The 25,477-nt window shown below is 60.4% G+C and carries 26 protein-coding genes and 1 tRNA gene; 9 read left to right on the plus strand and 18 right to left on the minus strand.

Features of this window, described 5'->3' with window-relative positions; genetic code table 11:
• Window positions 1-192 precede the first annotated feature (192 nt).
• Window positions 193-1,350, minus strand: coding sequence for an MFS transporter (locus tag ACQRAX_RS13905; RefSeq protein WP_412038516.1), 1,158 nt, complete (start codon window positions 1,348-1,350; stop codon window positions 193-195).
• Between the two features lie 339 nt (window positions 1,351-1,689).
• Entirely contained in the window at window positions 1,690-2,907 is a 1,218-nt protein-coding gene (locus tag ACQRAX_RS13910; protein WP_101292827.1) for an MFS transporter, read from the minus strand.
• A 294-nt stretch (window positions 2,908-3,201) separates the two neighbouring features.
• Here ACQRAX_RS13910 and ACQRAX_RS13915 point away from each other — a divergent pair.
• A tRNA-Met gene (locus ACQRAX_RS13915) sits at window positions 3,202-3,278 on the plus strand.
• Between the two features lie 77 nt (window positions 3,279-3,355).
• Here the strand turns inward: ACQRAX_RS13915 and ACQRAX_RS13920 are convergent.
• Both ACQRAX_RS13920 and ACQRAX_RS13925 read right to left on the minus strand, forming a co-directional pair.
• On the minus strand, window positions 3,356-4,309 hold the full coding sequence (locus ACQRAX_RS13920; protein WP_412038515.1) for a FecR family protein: 954 nt from the start codon (window positions 4,307-4,309) through the stop codon (window positions 3,356-3,358).
• 19 nt (window positions 4,310-4,328) lie between these two features.
• Window positions 4,329-4,946 (minus strand): LysE family translocator, encoded by a 618-nt coding sequence (locus ACQRAX_RS13925; RefSeq protein WP_412038514.1) that lies wholly within the window; start codon window positions 4,944-4,946, stop codon window positions 4,329-4,331.
• Window positions 4,947-5,069: 123 nt separating this feature from the next.
• Here ACQRAX_RS13925 and ACQRAX_RS13930 point away from each other — a divergent pair, with 123 nt between their 5' ends.
• Window positions 5,070-5,948 (plus strand): LysR substrate-binding domain-containing protein, encoded by an 879-nt coding sequence (locus ACQRAX_RS13930; protein ID WP_412038513.1) that lies wholly within the window; start codon window positions 5,070-5,072, stop codon window positions 5,946-5,948.
• On the opposite strand, the gene ACQRAX_RS13935 is transcribed toward ACQRAX_RS13930, so the two are convergent.
• On the minus strand, window positions 5,936-6,502 hold the full coding sequence (locus ACQRAX_RS13935) for a D-Ala-D-Ala carboxypeptidase family metallohydrolase (protein WP_412038790.1): 567 nt from the start codon (window positions 6,500-6,502) through the stop codon (window positions 5,936-5,938). The two genes, ACQRAX_RS13930 and ACQRAX_RS13935, sit on opposite strands and share 13 nt — an antisense overlap.
• Before the next feature lie 133 nt (window positions 6,503-6,635).
• On the opposite strand from ACQRAX_RS13935, the gene ACQRAX_RS13940 reads away from it, so the two are divergent.
• Window positions 6,636-7,775 (plus strand): hypothetical protein, encoded by a 1,140-nt coding sequence (locus ACQRAX_RS13940; RefSeq protein ID WP_412038512.1) that lies wholly within the window; start codon window positions 6,636-6,638, stop codon window positions 7,773-7,775.
• 88 nt (window positions 7,776-7,863) lie between these two features.
• On the opposite strand, the gene can is transcribed toward ACQRAX_RS13940, so the two are convergent.
• The 3 genes from can to ACQRAX_RS13955 are packed head-to-tail and all read right to left on the minus strand — an operon-like array spanning window position 7,864 to window position 9,786.
• Window positions 7,864-8,502 (minus strand): carbonate dehydratase, encoded by a 639-nt coding sequence (gene can, locus ACQRAX_RS13945; RefSeq protein ID WP_412038511.1) that lies wholly within the window; start codon window positions 8,500-8,502, stop codon window positions 7,864-7,866.
• 47 nt (window positions 8,503-8,549) lie between these two features.
• Window positions 8,550-9,002 carry a ribosomal protein S18-alanine N-acetyltransferase gene (gene rimI, locus ACQRAX_RS13950; RefSeq protein WP_045187994.1) on the minus strand — a complete coding sequence of 151 codons (453 nt, stop codon included), beginning with the start codon at window positions 9,000-9,002 and terminating at the stop codon, window positions 8,550-8,552.
• Window positions 8,995-9,786, minus strand: a complete 792-nt coding sequence (locus ACQRAX_RS13955; RefSeq protein ID WP_412038510.1) for an energy transducer TonB — start codon at window positions 9,784-9,786, stop codon at window positions 8,995-8,997. Before ACQRAX_RS13955 ends, rimI begins: the two co-directional genes overlap by 8 nt.
• 180 nt (window positions 9,787-9,966) lie before the next feature.
• Between ACQRAX_RS13955 and mksB the strand changes: the two genes are divergently transcribed.
• The 3 genes from mksB to mksF are packed head-to-tail and all read left to right on the plus strand — an operon-like array spanning window position 9,967 to window position 14,763.
• Window positions 9,967-11,244, plus strand: coding sequence for an Mks condensin complex protein MksB (gene mksB, locus ACQRAX_RS13960; RefSeq protein WP_412038509.1), 1,278 nt, complete (start codon window positions 9,967-9,969; stop codon window positions 11,242-11,244).
• A complete protein-coding gene (mksE, locus tag ACQRAX_RS13965; protein ID WP_412038508.1) occupies window positions 11,234-11,935 on the plus strand; it encodes an Mks condensin complex protein MksE in 702 nt (233 codons plus the stop codon). Before mksB ends, mksE begins: the two co-directional genes overlap by 11 nt.
• Complete coding sequence (gene mksF / locus ACQRAX_RS13970; protein WP_412038507.1) at window positions 11,932-14,763, plus strand: Mks condensin complex protein MksF; 2,832 nt, start codon at window positions 11,932-11,934, stop codon at window positions 14,761-14,763. The genes mksE and mksF overlap by 4 nt, the downstream gene beginning before the upstream one ends.
• Window positions 14,764-14,831: 68 nt before the next feature.
• Here the strand turns inward: mksF and ACQRAX_RS13975 are convergent, their stop codons facing one another.
• From ACQRAX_RS13975 to rplU, 5 genes are all read right to left on the minus strand, one after another.
• Complete coding sequence (locus ACQRAX_RS13975) at window positions 14,832-15,287, minus strand: CreA family protein (protein ID WP_412038506.1); 456 nt, start codon at window positions 15,285-15,287, stop codon at window positions 14,832-14,834.
• A gap of 10 nt (window positions 15,288-15,297) precedes the next feature.
• Complete coding sequence (proB, locus tag ACQRAX_RS13980) at window positions 15,298-16,416, minus strand: glutamate 5-kinase (RefSeq protein ID WP_412038505.1); 1,119 nt, start codon at window positions 16,414-16,416, stop codon at window positions 15,298-15,300.
• Window positions 16,417-16,491: 75 nt separating this feature from the next.
• Entirely contained in the window at window positions 16,492-17,715 is a 1,224-nt protein-coding gene (cgtA, locus tag ACQRAX_RS13985) for an Obg family GTPase CgtA (protein ID WP_045187980.1), read from the minus strand.
• 192 nt (window positions 17,716-17,907) lie between these two features.
• Window positions 17,908-18,165, minus strand: a complete 258-nt coding sequence (rpmA, locus tag ACQRAX_RS13990) for a 50S ribosomal protein L27 (RefSeq protein WP_045187979.1) — start codon at window positions 18,163-18,165, stop codon at window positions 17,908-17,910.
• A gap of 33 nt (window positions 18,166-18,198) precedes the next feature.
• Window positions 18,199-18,510 (minus strand): 50S ribosomal protein L21, encoded by a 312-nt coding sequence (rplU, locus tag ACQRAX_RS13995; protein ID WP_010225695.1) that lies wholly within the window; start codon window positions 18,508-18,510, stop codon window positions 18,199-18,201.
• A 251-nt stretch (window positions 18,511-18,761) separates the two neighbouring features.
• On the opposite strand from rplU, the gene ACQRAX_RS14000 reads away from it, so the two are divergent.
• The 3 genes from ACQRAX_RS14000 (at window position 18,762) to ACQRAX_RS14010 (ending at window position 20,553) form a co-directional block, all read left to right on the plus strand.
• A complete protein-coding gene (locus ACQRAX_RS14000; RefSeq protein ID WP_157194294.1) occupies window positions 18,762-19,730 on the plus strand; it encodes a polyprenyl synthetase family protein in 969 nt (322 codons plus the stop codon).
• 99 nt (window positions 19,731-19,829) lie between these two features.
• On the plus strand, window positions 19,830-20,171 hold the full coding sequence (locus ACQRAX_RS14005; protein WP_028944048.1) for a zinc ribbon domain-containing protein YjdM: 342 nt from the start codon (window positions 19,830-19,832) through the stop codon (window positions 20,169-20,171).
• A 133-nt stretch (window positions 20,172-20,304) separates the two neighbouring features.
• The gene (locus ACQRAX_RS14010; protein WP_028944047.1) at window positions 20,305-20,553 is read left to right on the plus strand and encodes a hypothetical protein; all 249 of its coding nucleotides are present in this window, start codon (window positions 20,305-20,307) and stop codon (window positions 20,551-20,553) included.
• A gap of 114 nt (window positions 20,554-20,667) precedes the next feature.
• On the opposite strand, the gene ACQRAX_RS14015 is transcribed toward ACQRAX_RS14010, so the two are convergent.
• The 5 genes from ACQRAX_RS14015 to ACQRAX_RS14035 all read right to left on the minus strand — a co-directional run bounded on the left by ACQRAX_RS14015 (window position 20,668) and on the right by ACQRAX_RS14035 (window position 25,364).
• Window positions 20,668-21,285, minus strand: a complete 618-nt coding sequence (locus ACQRAX_RS14015; protein ID WP_412038504.1) for an FKBP-type peptidyl-prolyl cis-trans isomerase — start codon at window positions 21,283-21,285, stop codon at window positions 20,668-20,670.
• An 86-nt stretch (window positions 21,286-21,371) separates the two neighbouring features.
• On the minus strand, window positions 21,372-21,677 hold the full coding sequence (locus tag ACQRAX_RS14020) for a DUF6482 family protein (protein WP_412038503.1): 306 nt from the start codon (window positions 21,675-21,677) through the stop codon (window positions 21,372-21,374).
• A 132-nt stretch (window positions 21,678-21,809) separates the two neighbouring features.
• Window positions 21,810-22,298 carry a TIGR00645 family protein gene (locus ACQRAX_RS14025; RefSeq protein WP_412038502.1) on the minus strand — a complete coding sequence of 163 codons (489 nt, stop codon included), beginning with the start codon at window positions 22,296-22,298 and terminating at the stop codon, window positions 21,810-21,812.
• A gap of 126 nt (window positions 22,299-22,424) precedes the next feature.
• Window positions 22,425-22,766 carry a hypothetical protein gene (locus tag ACQRAX_RS14030; protein ID WP_045187966.1) on the minus strand — a complete coding sequence of 114 codons (342 nt, stop codon included), beginning with the start codon at window positions 22,764-22,766 and terminating at the stop codon, window positions 22,425-22,427.
• Between the two features lie 159 nt (window positions 22,767-22,925).
• Window positions 22,926-25,364, minus strand: coding sequence for a Lon protease family protein (locus ACQRAX_RS14035; protein ID WP_412038501.1), 2,439 nt, complete (start codon window positions 25,362-25,364; stop codon window positions 22,926-22,928).
• Between the last annotated feature and the right edge of the window lie 113 nt (window positions 25,365-25,477).

Below are 25,477 nucleotides of genomic sequence, written 5' to 3' on the forward strand. Positions count from 1 at the left end.
CCATCAAGCGTGCGACTGCCGCAGGAGAGGGTGGAAATACTCCGGTTCACTGCGCATACCTCGTTGGTTCGAGCCATTCGCGCGCCTGGCCATTGCATGAGGTCGACGCTTGACGAATAGCTGCAGCCTAGTGCCCCAGCACACGCCAACGCCCCACCCACATGGAGTGGGTGGGTGGGGCTTGCTCCGCGATTACTCAGCCGCCCTGAGCCGGTAGGCCTTGCGATGGGCGCCACGGGCAAAGCAAACGAACAACGCCGCCATGATCGCCAACGCCATGGGCAGGCCATGCGGCGCCACATTCATCGCCGCGCCACTGACCAACGGCCCAACCAGGCTGCCTACGCCCCACAACAAGCCGACACTGGCATTGGCGGTGACCAGATCCTGGCCTTTGAACTGCTGCCCGATCAGCACCAGCGCCAAGGTGTACACCCCACCCGCCACTGCTCCCAGCAACACCAACGCCGGCCACAGCAGCCACTGCACCTGCAGCAACCACGGCAAGGCAATCCCGATCAGCATCGCCACGACACCGCACACCAGATGCACCATGGTTCGTTCGCTACGGTCGGCGAGCCAACCCAGCGGCAACTGGAACAGCATGTCGCCGGTCAGAATCACCGTCACCATCAACGCCGCCACCCCCACGGCAAAACCATGGCTGGAGGCATACACCGGCATCAGCGAAAGTATCACTGCATCGAAGAAGGAGAAGAACAACACCCCCATGCACAGCGCTGGCGCCACACGAAAGAAGCCCGCCAGAGAGAAACTCTTCTCGCCCTCCTCTGCGTGTTCAACGTGATCATTAGGTACCGTCAGCACAATACAGACCAGTGCCAGCCCATAGCAGGCAGTCACTACCGCGGTCACCCACACACTCTGCGCCCCCACCAGCGCCAACATGGCCGGGCCAAGCATCTGAAAACCGGTAAAGGCAGTGGCATACAGCGCCATGATCTTGCCGCGGTTATGCTCCGGGCTCAACTCGTTGACCCATGACTCGCCAAGAATGATCGCGATACCCATGCCGATACCCAGGCCCAGACGCAACAAACCCAGCAGGTAGATCGACGAGAACGCCCACTCCAGCAGACCGATGCTCAAGGTGCACAAGCCGAAACACAGCAGATAGATGGTGCGTCGGGTCAGGTGCCGACAGCAGGCGTCGACCATGAACGCCGAGAGCATCATCCCCGCTGCCGGAATGGCCGAAACAATACCGATTTGCAACGTACCGGCGCCCGCTTCGAGCAGACGCAAAGACACCAGTGGCAGGCTTGCCCCAAGGCTGAAACCCACCACCGACACGGCGAACAACAGGCCCGCCAAAAAACGCTTGTCCATCACAACTTCACCCACAGGCGCAGGGACGACTTCACCCTGGCCCGCACAAACATGACCATAAAAAATTCAGGTGCAGCAAAGCCCGGCCCCGGCCAAAAACCAGACACAAGACTGCCGGTCAGCAGTTGAATGCGGGTGGGGAGAAGGTGAAGGCGAACAGCACACTGCGCCGACGCTTGAGCACGGTATCGCTCGGCCAATCGCAGCAGCGGGTCAGAATGACCGGCTGGCAGGGCGCGAATGTGAGGCTGAAGCAGCTCATACGTCGGTTACACAGGAAGGAATGGGCGGCACTCTAGGAGAACCCATGCCACCCGTCAATAGCCCGTGCTTGAGCCCTCAACGCTTGCCGGTAGATGGCAGCAGGATCGCCAGCAAACCAAACAGCGGCAAGTACGAGCACAGGCTGTAGACATACTCGATGCCTTTGAAGTCCGCCAGGTAGCCCAGCAAGGCCGCGCCGATCCCGCCGAAGCCGAACATCAGGCCGAAGAAAATCCCGGCAATCATGCCGACATTACCCGGTACCAGCTCCTGGGCATACACCACGATGGCGGAAAACGCCGAAGCCAGGATAAAGCCGATGATGACGCTGAGCACGCTGGTCCAGAACAGGTCGACATAAGGCAGCAGCAAGGTGAACGGGGCGACGCCAAGGATCGAAAACCAGATCACCGCCTTGCGTCCGATGCGGTCACCGATTGGTCCGCCAAAGAAGGTTCCCGCTGCCACCGCACCCAGAAACAGGAACAAGTGCAATTGCGAGCTGGCCACCGAAATGTCGAACTTCTCGATCAGGTAGAAGGTGAAGTAACTGGTGAAGCTGGACATGTAGAAGTACTTGGAGAACACCAGCAGCCCCAGCACCACCAACGCGCCAATCACGCGCTGGCGAGAAAGGCCATGCGTTGCACGCTGGCCTTGCTTGGCCTTGAACAGGTTCAGGTGCTCACGGTACCAACGGCTCAAGCCGTAGGTTACCAGCACCGCAAACACCGCAAACAGGCCGAACCAGACCACATTACCCTGGCCGAACGGAATGATGATCGCCGCCGCCAGTAGCGGCCCCAATGCTGAACCGGCATTGCCGCCGACCTGAAAGGTCGACTGCGCCAAACCAAAACGCCCGCCCGAGGCTAGGCGGGCAATCCGCGAGGTTTCCGGGTGGAAGGTCGACGAACCAATGCCGATCAGCGCTGCTGCCAACAGAATCATTGGAAAGCTGCCGACATACGCCAACATTACGATCCCCACCAGCGTGCACAAGGTGCCCAGCGGCAGCAGATTCGGCATCGGCTTGCGGTCGGTATAAAAACCTACCCAAGGCTGCAACAGCGAGGCGGTGATCTGGAAGGTCAGGGTAATCATCCCCACCTGGGCAAAACTTAGCCCGTAGTTAGCCTTGAGCATGGGATAGATCGACGGCAGTACGGCCTGGATCAAGTCGTTGATCAGGTGCGCCAAGGCGCATGCGGCGATGATGCGCATGACCAACGGACTGCTCTGTGCGCTTGAGGTGCTTATGGGAGAAGTGGACGCGGCACTGCTTACAGCCATGGCATGGTCTTCCATCCGGTAGGTGGGATCCAATTATCCAGAATTCGTTAGCAAGCGCACTATTCTTTTCGACGAGCGTTAATTTAAATCGACCTCGATCAGCCCGGCAGCGCGATCACTGCCCTGCTCAGCAGTCAGAACCTACGCCGGAGCAAACGTGGCGGACTGGGGATAATACCCACTGTGCAAATACGACGCCTGAGCAGATGTGCGGCTAAGCGGTTGATCGCGCGTAAAAAAATTCAAAACAAGTGTTGACACAACTTCGTTTCGAGCGAATAATGCGCGCCACTTGGCTACATAGCTCAGTTGGTTAGAGCATAGCATTCATAATGCTGGGGTCCGGGGTTCAAGTCCCTGTGTAGCCACCAAGTACCGAAAAATGGCTTACCGCAAGGTAGGCCATTTTTTTTGCCTGATTACTTCTTCCCTGTGCCCGCCCCCCCCTTTAAGGCTGCTCCAGCGAGACCCGGGTCACCCACGGCGTGTAGTGCTCGACCTTGATCGGCAAGCTGCGCGCCAGCAAGCGTAAAGCCCGCTGACTGTCATCAGTCGGCAGTAGCCCTGCGACCCGCAGTAGCTGCAAGGATCTGGGATCAAACAACAGATAGCCATGATGGTTACGCGCCAGTCGTTCGAGTACCTGGTCCAGAGATTGATCGCGCACCAGCAATTGATGTCGCTCCCAGGCCTGCTCCAACTCGGCCGCATCGATACTTTGCGCCACGCCGAGCCCTGTCACATCGAAGCGTAGCGTCTGCCCGGCCTCAACTGTCATGCGCTTGCCGGCACTGTCGACTTCGGCCCTGGCATCGATCACCGACACATGGCTGGCATCAGGCAACTGCTCTACAAATAAGCGGCCACTGGTTACAAGAACACTGCCATGCTCGGTCAAAACCCGTAAAGGTCGTGCCAAATCCGTGCTCACCTCCAAGCGAATTTCCCCTTGCACCAGGCGCACCGTACGCCCCTGGCCATCGAACTGCAGATCCACGGCCGAGCTGCCGTCAAGGCTGATGCGGCTGCCATCGGCCAGCGGCTGGCTACTACGTTGGCCATTGCTGGTACTGATGTCGGCCAACAGGTAGGACGGTGGGAACTGCTGCAATGCCACCCCTAGCGGTAACAGCAGCAACGCTACCAGCGCCAGCGCTTTGATTGGCTGACGCCGCACTCGACGTCGGGCCATATGCTCAAGGGCCGCCTGCGCGGGTTCATGGGGTGTATTGCGCAGTGCAGCGAGGTTGGCTTGCAAGCGCTCAATAGCCTCCATGTGTTCCGGGTCAGCTGCAAGCCAGACCCGGAAGGCATTGCGCTCGGCTGCACCGACGTCGCCCTCCAGCCGTACCAGCCATTCGGCGGCCTCTTGCAGCGCTTGTGCAGACGGTGATTTGCTCATTGGCACGCCATCTTGCCCCTCAACGCACGTTAGCCAGCACCACCGTCAGCCCCAAGCCGATCAGCGCCACACCGATCACCCGGTCAACCAGCAACTGGCGATCAAGCATGACCCGACGCAAGGAAGACGAGGAGAACAGCAGCGCCACCAGGCTGAACCAGAGCCAGTGCGCCACGGACATGAACAGGCCGTAGCCCAGACTGGTTGTCAGCGGACTGCCCGGCTGCACCACCTGAGTGTAGGCACTGACCACGAACAGCATGGTCTTGGGGTTCAGGGCATTGGTCAGAAAACCTGAGCGAAACGCACCGAACACGCCAAGCTGAGCAGAAGTGGCATCGCCTTCGAGGGAAATTCTTGTGGTGTTGGTCAACGACTTGTAACCCAGATAAATCAGGTACCCCGCCCCCAGCACTTTCATCGCCAAAAACAACGCTGGTGTCTGGCTGATGATCAGGGCGATGCCCAGCACTGTGTACAGCACATGCACCTGCACGCCCAGGGCGATACCCAGCGCCGCAGACAACCCGGCGCGCCGCCCAAAGGCATAGCTGCTGCGGGTAACCATGGCAAAGTCGGCGCCCGGGCTGATCACCGCCAGGACGGTGAATACGGCAACGGCAATGAGTTCATTCACGAAAAGCTCCTCGATCTGCTAAGCAATTACACAGATACGACTGTGCGACGCCATTATCGAAAGCTTCGTACAAGGCAAAAAGCGATTTATAGTGCAGCAAATCCGCTAGTTTTCCTCACAGATATGAAACTGCCCGCACTCTCCGCCTTTCGCTATTTCGACGTTGCTGCGCAGACTGAAAGCTTCGTGCGCGCCGCCGAGTTACTCAACGTTACCCACGGCGCGGTGAGCCGTCAGGTGCGCCTGCTGGAAGAGTCGCTGGGAGTAGAGTTGTTCGAGCGACGCAACCGCGCGATCTTCCTCACCCCTGCCGGTCGCGCGCTGCACGGAACCACGTTGTCAGTGTTCGAGCAGTTGCAAGGCGCGGTATACCGCTTGCAACAACAGGCGCGAGAGAACGTCCTGGTGTTGTCCTGCGAACCGACCATTGCGATGAAATGGTTGATTCCACGCCTGCCTGCCTTTCATGCCGCGCACCCCGACATCCATCTGCATCTAGTCGCAGCTGGGGGTCCAATTGATTTTTCCCGCAGCGGCGTCGACCTGGCCTTACGCCGCGATGACTTTCGCTGGGATGCCGGCTTGCACGCGTTGAAGATTTGCGACGAATGGGTCGGGCCGGTGTGTAGCAGCAATCTGTCCATCCCGCAACAGGGTCTGGATGGCCAACGCTTACTGCACAGTGCCTCGCGGCCCAGTGCCTGGAACACCTGGTTGCGCTTGACCGAAGAATCGGCCAAGCACAGCCAGCGCGGCGACTACGAGCATTTTTACTTGTGTATCCAGGCCGCGGTGGCCGGTTTGGGCGTGGCCATGGCTTCATTCCTGATGGTGCAGGACGAAATCGACAGCGGCCAATTGCAAGCGCCGCGGGGCTTTATCCAGGACCAGTCGGCGTACTACCTGCTGTGCCCGCAACCGTTGCTCGACGACGACAAGTGCCGACGCTTTGCCCAGTGGGTCAGTACGCAAGCAGAAGCGGGCCTGGCTCATTTGCTTTGAGCTTTATCCACAGGCACCGCACAAAAGGATGAGCCGGAGCTGAAGTCCCCACCCCAGGTGCGGAACCCGGCGGTGTCGATATGAATGCGCCCAGAGGGGTAGCGCCCCAGCCCCATGTTCCAGGCCTTGCCTTCGGACTGCCAGAACTGGCACAGCGGCGTCGGATCGGCCCAGGAAGGCAATAACACATCAACGGCAAAGGCGCGGGTATGTGCACTGCCTATCGCCCCACCAGCGCAGCGATTGAGGCGCGGATCACGGTACGCCGAGACCACCTCATAACGTTTGAGTATGCCCTTCTCACCCAGGGTCTTGAGCAACTGCAGGGTCGAGCGTACGGCTGGCCACTGCGCCGCAGGTGCCACCGCAAAGGGCTGTGCCGAACACAGGCGCCAGTCACTGGCCGAGCGCAGCAACTGCGCGATCGGCACTACGCCATATAGCCGCGCATCCACCAGCATCTCTCGGAAGGCCCGCGTCTCATGGTCGCCTGCCCACTGCGCGAACATATACAAGTCACGCTCATCGGCGCGCGCCGAAGCGCCACTCAACATGGTCAGTAACAATACAGCCTGGACTCCACGCCTGCGCCACGCCCCCATCAGCATCCTCCCCTCCCAATTGGCAGAAAATCTCTCCACTATGACCGTCCTCCCGCTACGGGGAGGTTCTGACAAGGAGTTAAGCATGTACTCGACTGTTCGACTGGTGCTCGGCCTGACAATCCTCGGCACCAGTACAGCGGCCATGGCCGACGCCCAACTGAACCTGGGTAATCAGGAACGCGTGACCCGGCTGTTTGCCTACCCTAACAACTGTAATGTGATCTGCTTTCGCAACTGGACCCTCGAACAGACCGTAGAGCATTACCTGAACCAGAGCGTGCAGCGTGACGGTTACCCCGAAGCCAAGGTGCGAGTCAGTCGTGACAACGACACGCTGCATGCCGACATCCAGGGCGTTCCCCACCACTACAGCCAACCGCTGCAAGCGCTACTCGACACCGGCGAACTGGCTTACCAAGGCGCCAGCCGCCTGAACAGCGACGGCAAATGGGCCTACAACTGGAACCTGTTTCTGCCGCTGGGAATGGCTCTGGAGAATCGCCGCAGCATCGAACTGCTGCACTTCCCGCCGGACTACTCGTTGACCCAGGCCCAGGATTACCTGCGCTCCAACACCACTGATCGCTGGGCCACGCTGCTGACCTTCAACGGTGTGCCTGCCGAGCACACACCGGCTTACCAGACCATCGTCGACATCGCTCCGATCGCCGCCCCCGCCAACGCGGGCAAGGACCTGGAAGGCGTCTATGACTACTTCAAGGACTATCAAGTGCGCATGGTCAAGGAAGTCACTCGCAGCCACAGTGGCACTTCGCTGCCCATGGTTGCCTTCGGCTCACCGGTACGCAGCTGGATCGAGCAGCAGTACGGTCCTAAGCTCAACGTCCTGGGACTGGTCAGCATCAACCCAGGCGCCGGACACCAGGTGCCGGTACTCGGGGCCAACCATCCGAGCGCGATCTGGTATGCCGCCGACAAGAAAAACAATGAAGACGATCAGGACAAGGCCGATCAAGCCGGCTTGAAGATGATGGGGCAGGATCTGAGTGCGGCCTGTTGGCAGGCGGGGATGGGTCGCAATCCGGCAGCAGATGGCCAGGCGACGCTGCGGGCCTGCACACAGAAGTGGCAGGTGACAGCGAAGAAGCAGACCTGTGAACTGTTTTTTCGCACCATCCGCGACATGACGCCGGAACAGGCCAAAGCCAAGTGCAATACCGGCGTGATCAGCCGAAGCCTGGACAACCTGCGCAAGATTTGAACTGACAACGCCAAGCCCCACAGTGATTGCTGGCAATCCCTGTGGGAGTCGGCCTTGCCAGCGAGTGGGCGCCAAGCGCCCCTCAGATTCAGTCCTGTGGACGCAACCGATACTGCGGCGGCAACTGATCCAGGCCACTGATGGTCGCGTTCAGGCTCTTCCAGCGACCATCCTTGATGCCATAGATACAACCATGTACCGACAGGCTCTGGCCACGGTGCCAGGCATTCTGCACGATGTTGGTATGACCCACATTCGCCACCTGCTGGATCACGTTAAGTTCGCACAGGCGGTCTACCCGCTCTTCTTCGGTCGGCAGTTTTGCCAGCGCCACTCGGTTCTCGTAATACAGGTCGCGAATCGAACGCAACCAGCCATCAATCAGGCCAAACTGGCGGTCTTGCATCGCGGCCCGGACGCCACCGCAACCGTAATGGCCGGTCACCAGAATGTGTTTCACCTTGAGCACATCCACCGCGTACTGAATCACCGACAGGCAATTGAGATCGGTATGCAGCACCACGTTGGCAACATTGCGGTGAACGAACAGATCACCGGGCAGCATGCCGACAATCTCATTGGCTGGCACCCGTGCATCTGAACAGCCGATCCACAGATACTCCGGTGCCTGTTGGCGAGCGAGCTTGGCGAAGAAATCCGGATCTTCCTGTTTGATCGCATCGGCCCAGCGTGCGTTGTTATCAATCAGTTCTTGTAGATCGTGCATGGTCGCTTCTCATCAGTTGTTCGTAGCTTGGCTACAGAGACGCTCGCTTATTCGATCAGGGTACAGGCCATTACCAGAGCATCTTCACGACCGCCTGCCACTGGATAGTAGTCGCGGCGCCGCCCGATTTCGTTGAAGCCGTAACGCTCGTAGAGGCGATACGCCGACTGGTTGCTGGCGCGCACTTCAAGGAAACACTCGCGACCATTAAGCTCGTAGGCGCGTTTCATCAGTTCTTCCAGCAAGCGCAGGCCCAGGCCGCGGCCTTGGCTTTCCGGCTTGACGGTGATGTTAAGCAGGTGCGCTTCGTCGATGATCACATTGATCACCCCATGGCCGACCTGTTGCTCGCCTTCGAACATCAACCAGATTTCGTAAGACTTGAGCCCGTCGAGGAAGATTCCCCGAGTCCAGGGGTGGCTGAAGGCGGCGTATTCGATTTTCAGTACGGCTTCCAGATCCGCCTCGGTCATCCGGCGGAAACTGATTGTGTCACTCATCGCTTGGTTTCCAGCGCGCCATTAGCCGGCGCATGGCTTGCCAGACGTCCGCCTTGCGCTGCGGTTCGTCCATCAACAGTTCGAGGCCAGGCAAAGCCCAGGCGGTGCCCAGTCCTTCAACCGGCAACTCGCGGTAATAAGCTTGCGTATCTGCTTCGCCGGCAAAACGCACGGCAGGCAGGCCAATCAGCCATAAGCAGACACAAGGTGCGTCTTCAAGACGGGCCTGGATAAAGCCCTGAACGAAATCAGTCGCGGCCTGCGGCCCTTGGTCGAGATTACCGCGCACCAACAACGGCCAGCGCACCGGCTCACCAATGATCTGCGGGCTGTCGGGCAAACCGGCGGCGCGCAGCATGTCTTTGAGCAGCAGATAAGAAGGGTCGCGGCTCTGGAACGGTTCGCCAGTGGCCAGTTCAACCAACAACAGGCAACTGCCAGCACGCAGCAGCTGCAGGGCGAAACGCGGTGGCGGCACGGGCTTTGGTTTGGCCGCAACCGCTGCGGCATCGGCCTCTTCAACCGGCTTGCTCGCCCCTTTAGGCGTGCTGCCTGGGCGCGGAATCTCGATCTTCGGTCGCTCGCCGCCGCGTGCCACTGGCGCAGCCACTGCCGCCCGAGCCGATTCCACTGGCGGCGCGTCGAACTCGGGCACTACCTCAGGCACCAGCGGCAGCAACAGCTCCGGGCGCGAAGGGGCGGCGAACGGCAGTTCGGTACGCGGCAGCCAGTGCACCACTTGCATGGCGTTGAGGTAAGCGCGGCGGCGGGACTCGATTAACAAGAAGGATCGGCCATCTGTGGATAAGTCAGGGTCGATATTCTAACGTTGTTCGCCGCTGCGCGCCGCTGTTGATCGGCAGAAAACCGCCCAACAGCCGCTTGAAACGATCAGGGGGGTGAATCGACAGGCGCTTGATGCAGTACAATCTGCGCTTTTATTTGGCAACGAGTCGACCCGCCAATGATCGAACCCAAGCGCGTCCTGCGCGCCCTAGCCGAACACTGGGCCCTGCTTGAGCCGTTGTGCGAGCGTTTCGACGGAGGCACCCTGAGCCTCGCCGAACTGCGCCAGCAACTGGCCAACCAGCAATTGGAGAGCACGCCCCAGGACATCACCAGCCTGCTCGACGTGTGGATTCGCCTGGATATCCTCGTGCCGGTGGCGAAAAGCCCGAACCGTTTCGAGCTTAACGCGCAAATCCACGACTTCCTCGCTTACCTGCGCCGCGAGCACCGCCTCGGCCTGTGCCTGGAGATCGAAGCTTACCTGCGTCACCTGGAGCGCCTGGCCGGGCACATTCAGGACGCCTTCGAGATTCGTGATGGCAACGACCTGGCACGCCAGCTGCGTTTGCTCGACATGCGCGTTCGCGATGTCCTGAAAAAACTCGACAACGACGAACAGGCGCTGGTTGCCGTGGCCGAACGAGCCAAGACCAGCGACCGGCAGATCCCCCTGCGCCAGCGTTATGCTGAAGTGCTGGCGACCTGGGACGAATACGTCGAGCCGATGATCCAGCTGGTCAACGCCGACGGTGCCTTTGAGCAAGGCGTGCGCAAGGTCGAGACCGTACTGCTGCGTTTGCTCGGTGAACAAGCGCGCCTCGGCCACCTGGTCGATGACGACATGCTCTTGCGCACCCACGCACGCATCCTTGAAATGCAGACCAGCGCCCAGTTGACCCTGCGTCATGCCCGCGAACTGCTGCTGCCACTGCGTGAAGAAGCGCGTCGGCACAACGCGGTGACCCGTGGCGCCGCCCTGGCCCTCTCGGTAATCCGCCGCAAGGGCCTGGACGCTGTGCCCCAGGCCGCGATGCCGATGTTCACCCGGCCACAGAGCACCTTCCTCGGCAGCGCCAGCCAGGTCGAAGCCTATGTGTATGCCCTGGCCCGCTTTGAGCCCAAGCCTGCGCAGTTCCCCAAGGCGCACAAGAGCCACCGCGGCGACGCACCGCGTGCCCCGCGTACGGTCAAGGAGATGCTCGAACGCTGCGAAGGCGCCCTGCCGCTGCCGGACCTGATGGTCTGGCTGCTGGAGCAGGAGCCCGAAGGCGCCACCGACGAACTGCTGTACTGGTTCTCGCGCCTGTCGCGGGAAAAACGCTTTGCCCGCGAGCGCCTCGAACGCCGCGAATACCTCACCCGCGAACACCTGGTCAGCCTGCGCTCGTTCGCCCTGACATCGAGCCGCGCACCATCGCCTGAGACTACTGCGAGCCCTGCCCATGCATCTTGATCTTTCCGAACTGCCCCAGCTCGCACCGATCTTCCGCGAGCTGTTCAAGGGTTTCCATATCAGCCGCCGCGATCCTGAGCTGTACGCCCAACTGTCGAATTTCCAGGACCAGTACCGCGGCCTGTTCAAGGCCCTGGGCTTTGAACTGGTGTGCGATACCCGCGGCTTCTACTACTTTGTCCCGGACCAGGCCGCCGCCCAGGTCAACAAGACCGCGCAACGCCTGTCGCTGTTCACCTTCATTCTGGTTGAGCACCTGGCTGACCAAGGCCGTGACCCGATGTCGGTGCTCGACGGTGGCAGCCTGGGCCGCGATGAACTGCCGTCGATGCTGGAGAAATACCGCGACCTGTTCTTCCAGGCCGAAGTGCAGACTCCAGACGAGTTGGAAGAAAAGATCATGCGCCGCATGACCCAGCTCGGTTTTGCCCACGAAGAGAATGGCATCTACCGCTTCCTGCCGCCGATGCACCGCTTCCTCGACGTCTGCCTCTCGGTGCAGCAAGACCGCGACCTGGCCGCCAGCCTGCACAGCGCTCTGCCGCTACCAACGCCGGTACTGGTCGAAGAAGAGAGCACACAGGAGCTGAACCGCACCGACGACCCGCTCGACCTGAGCCCGTTCGAAGAAAGTGAAGAAGACGCCCTGGCCCGGGCCATCGCCGAAGAGCAACAGGAGATTGATGCATGAGCCAGGAACGCTACGGCATTCGCCGCTTTGCACTGCTCAACACCGCCGGCTACAGCCTCGGCCTGTTCCCGCTGGAACACCCGCTGTCGGTCTACGGTGCCAACAACCTGGGCAAGTCCGCCTCGATCAACGCCCTGCAGTTCCCGATCCTGGCACGCATGTCGGACATGAGTTTCGGCAAGTACAGCCTGGAGCAGTCACGGCGCTTCTACTTTGCCAGTGATACCAGCTACATCCTCTGCGAGGTCAACCTGCCCCACGGCCCACACGTCATCGGCGTAGTCGGTCGCGGTCCTGGGGGAGGTTTCGGCCACCAGTTTTTCGCCTATGCCGGTGAGCTGGACCTGGGTCACTACCAGAAGAACGACACTTGCCTGCGTCAGAAAGAGCTATTCAGCAACCTTGAGCGCAACGGCCTCAAGGCTTACGAACTCAAGCCCGACGAACTGCGGCGTCTATTGGTCGGTGGCCACACCTCGATCCCACTGGACCTGACCCTGATCCCGCTGCGCTCGACCAGTGAACAGAGCCTGAAAACCTTCCGCGCATTGTTCATCAACTTGCTGCACATGCGCGAAATCACCGCGGCCAAGCTCAAGCAGCTGTTTCTCGATGCTTTCGAGCACAGCCTGCGCTCGGGCAGCGTCGACTATATCGCTGCCTGTGAAGAAGCCTTCCGCGATGTTCGGCGCATGGAACAGGATTACAACTCGTTGGTGGCTGCCGGCCCGCTGGTCGAAGCACTGGCCAATGGCGTAGCTCAGCGCGACATCCTGCGCGGCAAGCTGCACCGCTTGTCGCCCCTGCTCGACTCGCTGCTCGGCACCTGGCAGGACTACGCCAGTGCCCGCAAGGAAGAACTGGTGATCCAGGCCGAGCACTACAAGAACGAACAGGACAGCCTGCAAAACGACCAGCGCGGCGGCACCCAGGAACTGATGCGCCTGGAGCGGGAAATCACCGGCGTGCAGCGCTGGCTCGGCGAGCTGTCGGTACTCAAGCACCGCTTTGCTCTGGTCGATGACGTCAAGGTTCTGGAGCAGCAACTGCTGGCCGCCAAGGACGCCCACGACGAATTGGCCGGCGCCCTGGCCCAGTCCCGTCAGTTCAGTGCCGAGGACCTCGAAGAGCGTCTGCGCGACCTGGAAAAACGCCTGAAGTCGGTCAAGCAACAGCTCGACCATGCCGACAACAACAGCTACGCCCGCCTGCGCGAAGAGTTCTCGCAACAGGATGTCGAGCGCCTGATGCGCCTGTTCAACGGCGCCCTGTTCAGCCTGCCACTGGGTGAGCGCGGTATCGAACTGGATGACAGCGACGTCTGGGTAAAATCCCTGGAAGCCGTCCTTGATGGCTTCAAGGGTGAGCGTTTCGAAGCACCCGGCCTGTCCATCGACCTGACCCACATCGAGCCACCTGCCCTGCAGGCCTTGGCCGACCGTGCCGCATTGCGCGACCAGAAGGAACGCCTGGAGAAAGAGCTCAAGCAGCTCAAGACTCAGCAAGCCGTGGCCGCTGACCGCGCCGCGAGCAAGACCCAGACTGAAGCGCTATACCAGCAGGTGCTGGACGCGCAAAAGGCCCTGGAAGATTTCCGCCGCAGCCAGACCCTGGCCGCCGAGGAAGGCGACAAGCTCGAGCAACTGGCGCAGATGGAAGCCGCCCAGGACGAACTCAAACGCTCCAGCGACGCCTTCACCGAACGCGTCCAGCAACTGTCGGCCAAGCTGCAACTGGTCGGCCGCCAGATCGCCGACATGGAAGCCAAACAGCGCACCCTCGACGACGCCCTGCGCCGCCGCCAACTGCTGCCGGCCGACCTGCCATTCGGCACGCCGTTCATGGAGCCGGTCGACGACTCGATGGACAACCTGCTGCCACTGCTCAACGACTACCAGGACAGCTGGCAAGGTCTGTTGCGCGTCGATGGCCAGATCGAAGCACTGTACGCCCAGGTACGCCTCAAGGGCGTGGCCAAGTTCGACAGCGAAGACGACATGGAGCGACGCCTGCAACTGTTGATCAACGCCTACTCCCACCGCACCGAAGAAGCCCTGACCCTGGGCAAGGCACGCCGTGCAGCCGTCACTGACATCGCTCGGACCCTGCGCAACATTCGCAGCGACTACGACAGCCTTGAACACCAGCTGGCGCTATTCAACCGCGAGATCAACAAACGTCAGGTTTCCAACCTGCAGAGCTTTCGTATTGTGCTGGCGCCGAACAAGGAAGCGCTCAAGCACATCGACCAGATCATCCATAGCGCCGGCCAGTACGAAGAAGGCGAGACGTTGTCGGTGTTCGACCTCAGCGCCAGCGCCGAGCAGGACAACAAGAACGAAGAGGCCAAGGAATACCTGGCGCGCCTGGTAGCCGCGAACCACAACCAGCTGGGCTTGAAGGATCTGTTCGAACTGGCCTTCGAGATCACCAAGGTCGGTGGTCAGCCAGTGATCCACACCGACATCGACGGTGCGGCATCCAACGGCACCACCATGACCATCAAGGCGCTGACCAACATGTACTTGTTGCTGCACCTGATGGACCGCGACCTGGCCGGTCGCGTGCGCCTGCCGTACTACCTGGACGAAGCGGCCGACATCGACGAACGCAACCAGGCTGCATTGCTGGAAACCAGCTTGCAGTTGGGCTTCGTGCCGATTCTGGCGAGTGTGAAGCCACAGGTCTCGGCGCATGTCGCCATCGACCTGGAAGGCGGCAGCGGGCCGAACGGTATCTACATCGACGAGGCGGACTGGAAGTACATCAGCCGCCGCGATGTGGAGAAGGCAGTGGTGCGTGAAGAAGAGGAAGAAGCTTCGGCTTAAGGCGTATTCAGGGGCCTTTCAGGCCCCATCGCCGGCAAGGCCGGCTCCTACAGAGATGGGAGCCGGGCTTACTGAGCCCACGGCAAAATCGGAATCGCCGTGACCGCATTCTGCGGGCTGCCTTCAATCAGGCGGTCCGAGTACACCAGGTAGACCAGGGTGTTGCGCTTCTTGTCGAGAAAGCGCACCACCTGCATGGTCTTGAACACTAACGAGGTACGCTCCTTGAACACCTCGTCACCGTCTTTGAGCTGTTCCTTGAAGCGAATTGGCCCCACCTGGCGACAGGCGATCGAGGCTTCCGCTCGGTCCTCGGCCAGGCCCAGGCCACCCTTGACGCCACCGGTCTTGGCGCGCGACAGGTAGCAGGTCACCCCTTCCACTTTCGGATCGTCAAACGCTTCAACGACGATGCGGTCGTTCGGCCCGACAAACTTGAACACGGTCGAGACCTGGCCAATTTCTTCGGCCCAGGCCAACACCGGCAATGCCAGCAGCGCGGCTGCCACTATTCCTTTGAACACAGCTGTTTCCTCAGACCAGAATCAGGTTGTCACGGTGCACCAGCTCCGGCTCGGCGCTATAGCCCAGCACGCTTTCGATGGCGTCCGACGACTGACCGATGATTTTTTGCGCCTCCAGGGCGCTGTAGTTGGCCAGGCCGCGAGCGACTTCCAACCCATCAGGGCCGACGCAAACAACCATTTCGCCACGGCGGAAGCTACCCTGCACAGTCTTGACCCCGACCGGCAGCAAACTCTTGTTGGCTTGGCGCAAGGCCGTCACCGCACCGTCGTCAAGCACCAGGGTTCCACGGGTTTGCAAGTGCCCGGCCAGCCACTGTTTGCGGGCGGCGAGCATGCCGCGCTCAGGCGACAACAGGGTGCCCAGGCGCTCGCCTGCCTTGAGGCGATCAAGTACGCGCTCAAGACGGCCACCGACGATGATCGTGTGCGCACCGGAACGCGCCGCCAGGCGTGCAGCGCGCAGCTTGGTCTGCATGCCGCCACGGCCCAGTGCGCCACCGGTGCCACCGGCCACGGCATCCAGGCTCGGATCATCGGCACGGGCTTCGTAGATCAACTGCGCATCAGGGTTGTTGCGCGGGTCGGCATCGAACATGCCGTCGCGGTCGGTGAGGATCACTAACAGGTCGGCTTCGACCAAGTTGGCGACCAGCGCGGCCAGGGTGTCGTTGTCGCCGAAACGGATTTCGTCAGTGACCACCGTGTCGTTCTCGTTGATCACCGGCACTACGCCCAGCTCGACCAAGGTGCGCAAGGTGCTGCGCGCATTGAGGTAACGTTTGCGGTCGGAGAGGTCATCGTGGGTCAGAAGAATCTGCGCAGTGTGCCGACCATGCTCGGCAAAACTCGACTCCCAAGCCTGCACCAGGCCCATTTGGCCGATCGACGCTGCAGCCTGCAGCTCGTTCATCGCACTCGGTCGCTTGGCCCATCCCAGGCGGCTCATCCCGGCGGCAACCGCCCCGGACGAGACCAACACCAATTCAACACCTGCTTCATGCAACGCCACCATCTGCTCGACCCAGACACCCATGGCCGCGCGATCCAGGCCCTTGCCATCTGCCGTCAGCAGGGCACTGCCGATCTTCACTACCCAGCGCTGCGCACCCGTCACCTTGCTCCGCATCTTCTTCCAACCTATAGAGATCTTTAGATACTAAAACGCCGCTCCAGAGAGCGGCGTTTAGTGTACTGCAACGAATCAGTCGCGCACGTAAATGATTTCCGGACCGTCTTCGTCGTCATCATCCCAATCGTCGTCATCGTCGTCGCCGATGTCGTGCACGCTCTTGACGCCGCTGCGGCGCAGGGCGCGAGCATCGTCCAGGGCCTGCAGTTGGGCACGGGCTTCGTCTTCGATGCGCTGATCGAGGTCTGCCAGTTCTTCGGCGTAGGCCGGATCGTTGGCCAGACGGTCGGCGCGGTCTTCGAGGTAGCGCATGATGTCGCGGCTGAGCTGCTCGGTGCCCTGCTTGGAGATGGCCGAGATCACGTAGACCGGACCTTCCCACTGCAGACGCTCGACCACTTCCTTGACGCGCTCGTCACGCTCGTCGTCCATCAGCATGTCGGTTTTGTTCAGCACCAGCCAGCGATCACGCTCAGCCAGCGACGGGCTGAAGCGGGTCAGCTCGTTGACGATGACTTCGGCGGCATCGGCGCTGCTGCTTTCATCCAGCGGCGCGAGGTCGACGAGGTGCAGCAACAGGCGGGTACGCGCCAGGTGCTTGAGGAAACGGATACCCAGGCCGGCACCGTCGGAAGCGCCTTCGATCAGGCCGGGAATGTCGGCGATGACGAAGCTCTTCCAACGGTCGACGCTGACCACACCCAGGTTCGGCACCAGCGTGGTGAACGGGTAGTCGGCGACTTTCGGCTTGGCGGCCGAAACCGAACGAATGAAGGTACTCTTGCCAGCGTTCGGCAAGCCCAGCAGACCGACGTCGGCCAGCACTTTCATTTCCAGTTTCAGGTCACGCTGCTCGCCCGGCTTGCCTGGCGTGGTCTGGCGTGGTGCACGGTTGGTACTGGATTTGAAACGGGTGTTGCCCAGGCCGTGCCAGCCGCCCTGAACTACCATCAGTTTCTGCCCTGGTTTGACCAGGTCACCGATGACTTCCTGGGTAGCGGAGTCGATCACCGTGGTACCAACCGGTACGCGCAGAATCAGGTCGTCGCCCTTTTTGCCGGTGCAATCGGTGCTGCCGCCGTTGGAGCCACGCTGGGCTTCAAAGTGACGGGTATAACGGTAGTCGACCAGGGTGTTGAGGTTTTCGTCGGCAACCATGAACACCGAGCCGCCGTCACCACCGTCACCGCCGTTGGGACCACCGTTCTCAATGAATTTTTCGCGGCGGAAGCTCATGCAACCGTTACCGCCATCACCGGCTTTGACCCGGATCGATACTTCGTCAACAAACTTCATAAAAACCGCCTCTCGTCAGCTGGACGAGCTGAGTGACACAAAGACATAAGGCTCTTGCAAAAGTGAGCGCGGCGGCCCCGTCACGACAGTAACTACCCACGCCGGCAGCCCATACAAACAGTTTTGCAAGAGACTCACCCCACAAACGAAAAAGCCCCGTCGCGAGACAGGGCTTTTCCAGCGTCAACGCGATCAGGCCGCGACGATGCTCACGTAACGACGACCGAAGGCGCCTTTTACTTCAAATTTGATCTTACCCTCGATCTTGGCGAACAGGGTGTGATCCTTGCCCATGCCAACGCCGTAGCCAGCGTGGAATTGGGTGCCGCGCTGACGCACGATGATGTTGCCAGGAACGATAGCCTGGCCGCCATACATCTTCACGCCAAGGCGTTTGGCTTCTGAGTCGCGACCGTTACGGGTACTACCACCAGCTTTTTTATGTGCCATGGTTCAATTCTCCAGAAATGGGGATTTAGGCGATTACGCCGAAATACCGGTGATCTTGATTTCGGTGAACCACTGGCGGTGGCCCATACGCTTCATGTGGTGCTTACGGCGGCGGAACTTGATGATGCGCACTTTGTCGTGACGACCTTGGGAGATCACTTCAGCAACAACTTTGGCACCAGCAACGACTGGAGCGCCGATGTTCACGTCGTCGCCATTGGCAACCAACAGAACGCGGTCGAAAGTAACGGATTCACCAGTGGCGATTTCCAGTTTTTCGATTTTCAGGTATTCACCTTCGGCGACTTTGTACTGCTTGCCACCGGTAACAATTACTGCGTACATGGTATTTCTCCGATAATCCTGCTCACCCAGCTCTTTATAGGAAGAGTATTGGCTGGCATGGCTGCATAGGGCTGGAACGGCCCAGTGCAATTGCGTAAGGCAGGTGCTGCCCAGGAAGTTCAGGGTGCGCGATTGTACGCAAGGCGCCCGCCCCTTGCAAGTCCCGACCCTAGCCAACGGGGACCGCGCCTTGACACGCCGGGACCCGCGACCTAGCATGCCGCGCAACCTTTATGGAGCACCTGTGGCCGATGCAACCCCAAGCTTTCTACCGCGCGGTAGCGGACGACTTCAGCGCCGTTGACGAGATTATCAAGAAACAGCTGACTTCGCGTGTACCGCTGGTATCGAAAATCGGCGACTACATCACTTCAGCCGGCGGTAAGCGCTTGCGCCCGCTGTTGGTGCTGCTGTGTGGCAAGGCCCTTGGTCGCGAAGGCGACGACGTGCGCCTGTTGGCCGCCACCATCGAATTCCTGCACACCGCCACCCTGCTGCATGACGACGTCGTCGACATGTCTGGCATGCGCCGCGGCCGCTCCACGGCCAACGCCCTGTGGGGCAACGCGCCGAGCGTACTGGTCGGTGACTTCCTCTATTCGCGCTCGTTCGAAATGATGGTCGAACTGGGCTCGATGCCGGTCATGCAGATCCTTTCCAAGGCCACCCGGGTCATCGCCGAAGGCGAAGTCCTGCAGCTGTCCAAGGTTCGCGACGCCAGCACCACCGAAGAAGTCTACATGGACGTCATCCGCGGCAAGACGGCGATGCTGTTCGAGGCGTCGACCCACAGCGCTGCCGCCCTGGCCCAGGCCACGCCGGAGCAGAGTGAAGCCCTGCGTACCTTCGGTGACCACCTGGGCGTGGCCTTCCAATTGGTCGACGACCTGCTCGACTACAAGGGCGATGCGCAGACCCTGGGCAAGAACGTCGGTGACGATCTGGCCGAGGGCAAGCCAACCCTGCCACTGATCTACACCATGCGTGAAGGTACTGCTGAACAGGCTGCGCTGGTGCGGCAGGCGATCCAGAAAGGCGGCATCGAAGACCTCGAAAGCATCCGTGCCGCGGTCGAAGCCTCCGGTTCTCTGGACTACACCGCACAACTGGCTCGCGACTACGTGGCCCGCGCCATTGCCTGCCTGGACGTCCTGCCAGCCAGCGAATACCGCGATGCCCTGGTGGAACTGAGCGAGTTTGCGGTCGCCCGTACCCACTGACGCTGCCTCCGGCCCGTCGCTCGACGGGCCTGATTAACCTCTGACGAACAAAACCCTATACAATGTAGGCTTTGTACCTGTACGTCTTGAGGAACCCTAGTGAGCACTTTGCCACCCTGCCCTAAATGCAACTCCGAATACACCTACGAAGACGGCACCCAGCTGATCTGCCCCGAGTGCGCCCACGAGTGGTCCGCCGCTGGTGATGCCGAAGCAGTGAGCGATGAAGCGGTCAAGAAGGATTCGGTAGGCAACGTCCTGCAGGACGGCGACACCATCACCGTGATCAAGGACCTCAAGGTCAAGGGCACTTCACTGGTGGTCAAGGTCGGCACCAAGGTCAAGAACATCCGCCTGTGCGATGGCGACCACGACATCGACTGCAAGATCGACGGCATCGGCCCGATGAAGCTGAAATCGGAATTCGTCCGCAAGGTCTGAATGCCCATGGTTTCGGGGCTGGCAATCAGCCTCGAAGCACTTCGCTGTACCATTGGGCGATTTTTTGCCAATAGCCCCTTGCTATTTTGATAATAAGAATTATTCTCATTGGACGCTTCCAAGGAGAATAGCCATGACTTATCTGATAGACGCCTGGCTTGACCGCCCCCATCCGTACCTGCGCATCCTGCACCGGGAAACCGGCGAAGTCTGTGCCGTGCTTGAAGAAGAAGCACTGGACGAGCTGCGCGACCAGGGTGACCTGGACCTCAATGGTTTGAATTCGAGCGAGCCGATTGTACTCAAGGAACTGGTGAGAAATCTGTTTCTGTTCTGCTATGCGCGGGCGTTGCGCCCGGGTGGCGGGACCGAGTGGAACTGAAAAGCACCCTGTAGGAGCTGGCTTTACCGGCGATGCAACGCAACGCGTTGCCAATCCGGGGCCACTAAGCAGCCCATCGCCAGCAAGGCCGGCTCCTACGGGGTCAGTGCAACGTTACAGTACGTCGAGCAGTTCTACGTCGAACACCAGAACGCTGTGCGGCGGGATGCTGCCAACGCCCTGAGCGCCATAGGCCAGCTCGCTCGGAACGTACAGGCGCCATTTGCTGCCGGCGTTCATCAATTGCAGGGCTTCGGTCCAGCCAGCGATCACGCCGCCAACCGGGAATTCTGCTGGCTGGCCACGCTCGTAGGAGCTGTCGAAAACGGTGCCGTCGATCAGGGTGCCGTGGTAGTGCGTACGAACGCTGTCATCACGGCTAGGCTTGGCGCCTTCACCTGCGGTCAGCACTTCAAACTGCAGGCCCGACGCCAGGGTGGTGATGCCGTCACGCTTGGCGTTTTCAGCCAGGAAGGCCTTGCCTTCGCCTGCAGCAGCTTCTGCCTTGGCAGCGGCTTCAGCCTGCATGATTTCGCGGATGACCTTGAAGCTGGCCGACAGGTCTTCTTCGCTAACGCGGCTGTCTTTGCCGTTGAAAGCGTCGGTCAGGCCGGCCAGGATGGCGTCCAGGCTAACACCCGGTGGCGGGTTGTCACGCAGTTGGCCACCCAGCTGACGGCCGATGCCGTAGCTGACGCGCGTTTCGTCGGTAGACAGGTTGATTTCGGACATTTGCTTGCTCCGCTGCAGGGCGCACGACAACCGCGCCCTTTATGAAAAGGGCGAGCAGCCTAGCACACTGCGGCGTGGCAGTTCAGCTACCAGGCAGAACGGCGAGGCATCGGTATTTTCAAGTCGCCATCACCGGTGCTGCCACCGCCGCACATCTCGTCATCCATCGACCAGTGCACCAGGTGCACCGGTACGGCAGGCAAGCCATTGAGCAGGCGCTGCGCATCGACCACCGAATGGACTTTCAGGCGCTCGCCGCGCGTATCTGACAGTGGATGGGCGTGACCTTTTACCCGGGCTTCAAGAATGAAATCTCCGCCCTCAAGGGCGATCAGGTTGAGTTCTTCTACATGACCAGCCCTGGCCTCTGTGTTCAGTTGTTGAAGGTTCATTGCGATACCTCGTGACTGGCACTTTGGGTGACGGTTCATTTTTTGTACAGGCATGGCCAAAGCACAAGCCAAAACGCAACCGCCCGTCCGTTTTGCAACGGACGGGCGGTTGATTACTGCACCAACGGTCGATCAGTGCTTGGTGAGCTTGTCCAGATAGCCCATGGCAAAGGCCGAAACCACGAAAGTCATGTGGATGATCACGTACCACATCAGGTACTCGGTCTCGATGTTGCGCGCATCCATGAACACCCGTAGCAGATGGATCGAGGAAATCGCCACGATGGAAGCGGCGACCTTCATCTTCAGCGAAGATGAGTCCATCTTGCCCAACCAGCTGAGTTTCTCCTTGTCTTCATCGATGTCCAGCTGCGAGACAAAGTTCTCGTACCCGGAAATCATCACCATCACCAGCAAGCCTCCAACCAGGGCCATGTCGATCAGCGACAGCAGCACCAGGATCAGGTCGGCCTCGGCCAGGGCGAAGACGTTGGGCAAGACGTGGAAGATCTCCTGGAAGAACTTCAGTGCCAGCGCCAGCAGGCCCAACGACAGACCAAAATAGATCGGGGCGAGCAGCCAGCGTGAGGCATACATCGCATTTTCGATAATACGTTCCATTGAAAACTCGTCAGGTGGCGAAAAAAGCGAGCGCGAGTATAACAGCCAGACATGACAGAAAAAGCCCGTGGCACGCTGCCACAGGGGCAGTGTCGGGCGTTGCGCTGATGGATCCGGATGGACGCTTCAGGTTTCCGGATGGAACTGGAAGTCGCCGACGTGGTGGACACGTTCACCATTGATCCGACGCAGTTGCGCCTGCAAGTGTACGCACCAGATCTGCGGATCGTCGGCCACCTGATAACCGTGCAGGGTCAGGCTATCGACAATCGCGTCGAGTACCGACTCAGCCACAAAGGGTCCATGAAACGGCCCTTGAGCCTTGATCGCAGAAGGTTGCTCGCCAGCCATGCCGGCGGCGAACAGAAGGGTCCACATGCCGTTGTCACCGGCCAGTGGGCGAATACTGCATTCAATGCGGGTCACCAGGCCCAGGCATTGACGGGTGAGGCTGAGGCTGCGCGGCATGGCGACGATCCTCGGTAAAACCCTTGTTCAACCCTGCGAGCAGGGTTGTTTCGTTCCTGTAGTGACTACAATCCCTGAATTGAGAATAGAAGAAATCCGCTGCCGCGTGGAAAAACCGGCGCCGAGCGGTCGTGGCCACTGCGGCGCCGATAATTTGACTCAGGTCGGCTTTACCTGGGCCAGGGCTTGCTCGGCCTGTTCTTTCTCGGCTTCTTTGAGGTCCTCTTCGCTGATCATCTCGGCGATTACCCGCAGACGCTCAACCACGCGGGCGTTGACGCTGCCCTCGGGGAACTCACCCTGTTCATCCGGCTCACCGGCCGGCTCGCCGACCAGCAGGCTCAACGCCTCGTCGGCCTGGCTCACGGCATAGACGTGGAACATGCCGGCACGCACCGCCTGTAGCACCCGTTCATCGAGCATCAGGGTCGCGACGTTGGCTTTCGGAATGATCGCGCCCTGCTCCCCGGTCAAACCCCGCGCTTCGCAGAGCCGGAAGAAGCCTTCGATCTTCTCGTTGACCCCGCCGACCGCTTGTACTTCACCAAACTGGTTGATCGAACCGGTGATGGCAAAACACTGTTTGAGCGGGGTTTTCGACAAGGCCGAGATCAGCGTACAAGCCTCACCCAGCGAGGCACTGTCACCATCCACGTAACCGTAGGATTGCTCCAGGGCAATACTCGCCGAAATCGCCAGGGGGAATTCCTGGGCATAGCGGCTGCCCAGGTATCCGGTGAGGATCATCACGCCCTTGGAGTGAATCGGCTGGCCAAGGTTGACCTCCCGTTCGATATCGACAATGCCACTGCCACCGGGGTACACCGTGGCGGAAATCCGCGCCGGTATCCCGAAGGCTGAATCACCCACCTCCAACACGGTCAGACCGTTGCACTTGCCGACCGCTGCACCCTCGGTGTCGATGAGGATGATTCCAGCCAGCATGTCATCGAGAATCCGCGCCGAAACCCGACCCGTACGGGTCGCCTTGGCCTTGAGCGCGCGTTCGATATGGCCGGCATCGGTCATCTCGTCATTGGCCAGGTGCCGAATGAAATCCGCCTCGCTGACCAACTGGAACAAGTCACCGATGCGTGCTGACAACCGCCCCTGATGTTCAGCCAGGCGGGCGCTATAGGTCGCCAGACGCGCCACCGCATCAGCGCTCAAGGGTGCCATACCCTCCTCGCTGGTACGGGTCTTGAGCAACTGGGCAAACTGCTCCAGGCTCTCGTCGACCATTGGGATGTCTTCGTCGAAGTCGACCAGCACCCGGAACATTTCCTGGAAGTCCGGATCATGGTCCTGCAGGGCGTAGTACAGCTGACGCGAGCCGATGATCACCACCTTGATATTCAGCGGCAGCATCTGTGGGTTGAGGGTGACGGTGGCCAGGCGGCCATATTCACCCAGCGGCGATTCCATCTTCAGCTTGCGCGACTGCAGCGCACGCTTGAGCGCATCCCAGACAAACGGCTCGCCGAGCATCTTCTCCGCTTCAAGTATCAGGAAACCGCCATTGGCCCGGTGCAAAGCGCCGGGACGCAACTGGCGGTAGGTGGTGTACAGCGCGCCTTGATCGGTGCTGTATTCAATTCGGCCAAACAGGTTGTCATAGGTCGGGTGCGGCTCGAACACCACCGGTGCACCACCACTGACGTGATGGCCGACCACCAGGCTCGGTGCGTATTGCTCCTCGAGCAGTTTGCGCGCCTGGGCATCGGTTTTGCTGTCATCGACCAGTTGCTCGACCACCGTGCGTAGCAGGTAAACCTGCATGCCCTGCAGGTAGGCGCACACCGCGGCATTTTCTGCGTATTTTTCAGACAGCGGGGCCAGCAGTGGCTGCAGCGCCAAGGTGATGGTTTCTTCGTTGAGCTGACGCAGTTGATTGTTCGACTCGCGCTTCCACTGCGGCAGGCTGGCCAGTTCTTCGTTGAGGCGCTCTTCCAGGATGGCGATATCGTCATGAAAGCGCTCGCGCTCAGCTTCCGGCAGCTGGGCGAATTCCGCCTCATCCAGCGCCTTACCATCGGCCATCGGCGTGAACGCGACGTTGCTGCTATCGCGGTACAGGGCCACGTCCTTTTCCAGGGAGGCGCGCTCGATCACATCCAGAGCGCGGTCATACCGCTGGTTGAAAGCACGGTCGATGGCGCTTTTTTTCTGTTGGTAGGACGGGTGTTCGAACACCGCCGGAAAGGTTGCCAGCAAGTTGTCGATCAGGCCGCCGATGTCGCTGATGAAAGCCCCGGCACTCCCTGGGGGCAGTTCCAGGGCCCGCGGCTCACGCGGTTCGTCGAAATTATTGACGTAGACCCAGTCCGGCGGCGTGTGCAGGCGCTTGCCTTCGGCCTTGAGGTAACGTTTGACGAACGAGAAACGCCCGGTACCGGGCTCGCCCATGACAAATACGTTGTACCCAGGACGCGGCATGGCGACGCCGAACTGCAAGGCTTCAACAGCACGTTCCTGGCCAAGCACACCGCGAAAAGGCTCCAGATCATTGGTGGTGGAAAAGGCGAACTGTTCGGCGGAAAACGGCCGGGTCAAGGCCTCTGGCGCAAGACGCAGGCTCGCAGCAACAGGATCGGGCATCGGGCTTCCTTACTTCGGCGGGGCAGATGACGGCATTCTGGCGCCGCCTGCCCGCGCGTTGCAAGGCTCATCGGCACAATATGTCGCAGGGTCGAAAAGCCGATCCACGTCAA

The organism is Pseudomonas sp. UM16, assembly GCF_050312595.1.
In the GTDB taxonomy this organism is placed as follows: Bacteria; Pseudomonadota; Gammaproteobacteria; order Pseudomonadales; family Pseudomonadaceae; genus Aquipseudomonas.